We start from the raw sequence: 3,387 nt of genomic DNA, 5'->3' as shown, positions 1-3,387 counted from the left end.
GAAGCGGGTATTTCTATTAATTTGCAGCCTGGTGAGTATTTAATTACTTCAACATATCTGTTTGAAACCCATGCAAACACAATTAAAATAGGAGCTTAATAGCTTCTATTTCATATTTTTTTTTTAAAATTTTCTTTTTTTCATTATTTCATGTACATATGGAAAATAATTTATTTTATTCTTTCTTCTACTATCAAAAATATTAATCATATAACAAATTATTTTACAATAAAATTAATTACTATTAAAATTATTAATCGTATTTTCAATTAAATTACTTCAAATTTTTCGCTTGTTTTTCCCAATTAAAATTATTAAATAGCATTAGAAACATATTATGAATTGGTGAGTTGATGGATAAAAAAATCATTGCAATCAGTGTTCTCATTATAATTGCCATAATAGCTGTTGGGGCATATTTTTTAACTGCTCCAGATAATGGTATTGTTAAAGTCGGGTTTTTGGCTGGTGACTACGATGCTGCATTAGTTGTAGCCAATGCCAGCGGAATGTATCAGTCACAGGGATTTGAAGTAAATATTACTCCATATAATGATGACCGTGAATTGATAACTGCTATGGCCAATGGGGAAGTTGATGTTGCATATATGGATATACGTCATGTATTGACTTATATTGACAAGGGTGTTCCAATCAAGATTATTTCATCCTCTCAGAATGGTGGAAGCGGTATTGTTGTTTCCAATCACTCCGGAATCAATTCCATACAGGATTTGCATGGCAAAAGAATCGTTACTCCTAGTGAGAATTCTGTACAATACCTGCTGTTCGATAATTATTTGAATCAGCATAATATCTCAATCGATGATTTAAATGTTACTTCACATTCCTGCTCTTCAGTGAACAAGTCAATTCAAAAGAATAAGATCGATGCTGCAGTAATTTATGAGCCCTATGTTACCATCAATAGGGATAACGGAAGCAAAATATTGCTTAACTCAGATGAATTGTTTCCGAATCATCCGAATTGTGTTTTGATAGCATCCGATGATTTCATTTCCAATCATCCTGATGAAGCCCACAATGTTGTTCAAATTCATGAAAATGCAACTAAATTTATTAACAGCCATAAGGGCGAGGCAATCAATGTAACTCCAATCGACGATATCAATAATACCAAATTAAGAGGATATTATTTTGACAATGTTTCATTTGTCTATGGTTTTGATGGTAATTTCAAAGAAAATGTTGACAAATTTATGAATATTATGATTGATTTAAATTTGATAAATGGACCTATTTCACATGAAAAGCTTTACTGGGAAGGTAATTGATACCTGCCCCCAATTGTGAAAGAGTCCTAAATTTTCAAGTCATATAGATTTATATATCCCTTTTACATATAACTATGAATAGGGATTCAACTTTATTTTTTTTCATATCTATCCATCAATTGGTTATATGTGGGAGAAAATATAACTATTGTTATAAAAAATATGGTGATTCAATGAATAAAAAGATAGGTATTATTTTAGCTGTAGCTTTCATCGCTTTAATTGCAATGGGGGTAGTTAGTGCCGGATTATTTGATTTTGGCGGAGGAAGCTCAGACAATAAAGTAACTATAGGTTATTTACCTTCTGATCACGATGCTGCCTTATTTGTAGCTGATCAACAAGGTTTATATAAGCAAAAAGGTATAGAAACTGAACTCGTACAATTTAATAATGGTGGGGACTTAATGACTGCTATGGCAAGTGGAAAAGTCGATGTTGGTTATGTCGGTATATCTCCAGTATTGTCATCAGCTGAAAAAGGTGTTCCTGTAAAGATTATTTCTGCTGCTCAAAATGAAGGTAGTGGAGTTATCGTTTCCAACAATTCTGGAATTAATTCTCCTGCTGATTTAAACGGCAAAAATGTTGCAACTCCTGGGGAAGCAAGTATTCAGTATGTTTTATTAAACATTCTCTTGAAATCTAATGGATTATCAATGGATAAAGTCAATGCATCTGCAATGAAAACTCCTTCAATTAACGATGCAATCAAATCAAATACCATTGATGCTGGTGTAACTTTCCAACCGTTTGTAAGTTCTTCTGAAGCTGATGGAAATAAAGTTTTAATGACTTCCAAGGAAATTTTACCAAACCACCCATGTTGTGTTGTTGTAGCATCCCAGGATATTATTGACAAAAAACCTGATACAGTTAAAGATATCGTAGAAATCCACAAAAATGCTACTAAATTCATTAACGATAATGCTAAAGACAATGCTAGTGCTGTAGTAAAATTATTGCCTAAAGACATTGTTTCCAATGAAGATGTTGAAGCAAAATCCTTAGCCAGTTTCCCATTCCTCTCAGGATTGAATGATACTTACAAAGCTAATGTTGATGCTTTCATGCAGGTTGAAGTAGAGTTAGGTCTTTTAAAAGAACCTATTCCACACGATAAATTATACTGGGAAGGAAAATAATTCCTTTCTATTATTATTTTTTTTTAAAATTAGTTTTTTTCATACTCTTTGGTGAGTATTTCCATAGCCCTTTTGGTTTTTTCATCAGACACTTTTTCTATTATCCTTCTGTTTTCGTCTAAGCGGTCTTTGTAGTATTTTCTTTTTTCACCGTCAACTATTTTGTAGCGGCTGCAGTTGACCAGTAACTCGATTAGGCCTGAAAATCCTCTGTTGAATGCCTGTACGCTTTCATCCCTTATGATAAAATTCTTAATTGTTCCTGTAATGAAATATATGTTTGTATCATTTTTTATTGGAAAATCTTCCGGCGTTTTCATTTCTATTTCGTCCACATCAATTATCAGATATGCGCCGCTGTCCTTTAGAATGGCAATATCTTCATCATCAGTATAATATTCATCCGAAAGCTTGTCTATCGTTGAAAGAGTAAATATTAATGGGTCCTGTGTAATATTGACAACATACTGTTTTGTTTCCTGGATATTTTCAAGGCTTTTTGATCCTTCAAAGATTCTGCACATCACCTTGTCTTCTCCAAGGTAGATGAATGCAAATGCTGCAGAATTCTTTTCCTTTTTTGAGTTAATTGTTGTAGTAATGCACTCATATTGCAAATTGGTATGTATGCCAACGTTTGTCAAATCATATTTCATAATATGTCACAATTATTTTTTAATTAACAATTGATTATTTTATATGTTTCATTAAAAATGTTATTTTAATCAATCGTTATTTTATTTAAATCATCATCTAAATTTTCAGCGTTTAGAGGTTAATTATGTATTCAAAAATCATGATAAAAAATAAAAAAAGAGATTAATTTCTCAGTTAAGAGAAATTATAATTTGATTTTGATATCTAAAGCACTTGAACCTTCTTCGTAAACGAATATTGGGTTGATATCAAGTTCAGATATTTCTGGGAAGTCTAAGGTTAATCTAGCT

4 protein-coding genes are annotated in these 3,387 nt (G+C 31.7%); 2 read left to right on the top strand and 2 right to left on the bottom strand.

Annotated features, from left to right (window positions below; genetic code table 11):
• The first annotated feature begins 353 nt into the window (after positions 1 to 353).
• Together ACKI3Q_RS05140 and ACKI3Q_RS05135 are read left to right on the top strand one after the other, a co-directional pair.
• Entirely contained in the window at positions 354 to 1,295 is a 942-nt protein-coding gene (locus ACKI3Q_RS05140) for an ABC transporter substrate-binding protein (protein WP_407414919.1), read from the top strand.
• Positions 1,296 to 1,468: 173 nt separating this feature from the next.
• Positions 1,469 to 2,440, top strand: a complete 972-nt coding sequence (locus ACKI3Q_RS05135) for an ABC transporter substrate-binding protein (RefSeq protein ID WP_407414917.1) — start codon at positions 1,469 to 1,471, stop codon at positions 2,438 to 2,440.
• Positions 2,441 to 2,469: 29 nt separating this feature from the next.
• On the opposite strand, the gene ACKI3Q_RS05130 is transcribed toward ACKI3Q_RS05135, so the two are convergent.
• Positions 2,470 to 3,096, bottom strand: a complete 627-nt coding sequence (locus ACKI3Q_RS05130; protein WP_407414915.1) for a DUF447 domain-containing protein — start codon at positions 3,094 to 3,096, stop codon at positions 2,470 to 2,472.
• A gap of 185 nt (positions 3,097 to 3,281) precedes the next feature.
• A partial coding sequence (locus ACKI3Q_RS05125; protein ID WP_407414921.1) for an acetate--CoA ligase family protein occupies positions 3,282 to 3,387 on the bottom strand: 106 nt, incomplete at its 5' end.

It is taken from the genome of Methanobrevibacter sp., assembly GCF_045636185.1.
Lineage (GTDB): Archaea > Methanobacteriota > Methanobacteria > Methanobacteriales > Methanobacteriaceae > Methanocatella.
This window is presented reverse-complemented; position numbering and strand designations above follow the sequence as displayed.